General features: G+C 40.7%; 1 pseudogene. It reads right to left on the bottom strand.

Annotated features, from left to right (window positions below):
• Positions 1-174: 174 nt before the first annotated feature.
• Positions 175-388, bottom strand: a pseudogene (locus M3193_RS16620) (acetyl-CoA C-acyltransferase); the annotation flags it as partial.

The following is a 388-nucleotide window of genomic DNA, read 5'->3' on the forward strand; positions in this document are numbered from 1 at the left end:
CGGTGAAAAACCGATTAAATTTAGTTAGGCGATAAAAAAGGCGAGTGCATTATCTCGCCTTTTTTACACTATTTTTTTAAGTACTTATTTATCAGTTATTTGAATACTAAGTACTTAAGTATAAGTACTTAAGTATAAGTACTTAAGTATAAGTACTTAGTATTAGTTACTTGATTATTTTTCTAAAATGGCGACCACCCCTTGTCCGCCCGCCGCACAGATAGAAATCAGCGCACGACCCGATCCTTTTTGATCCAGTAGTTTAGCGGTGCTAGCAAGAATGCGACCACCGGTTGCGGCAAACGGATGCCCTGCAGCAAGTGATGAGCCATTTACGTTGAGTTTACTGCGGTCAATCGCGCCAAGTGGCTTATCAAGACCTAAGCGT

Origin of the sequence: Sporosarcina luteola (genome assembly GCF_023715585.1) — a bacterium.
Lineage (GTDB): Bacteria > Bacillota > Bacilli > Bacillales_A > Planococcaceae > Sporosarcina > Sporosarcina luteola_D.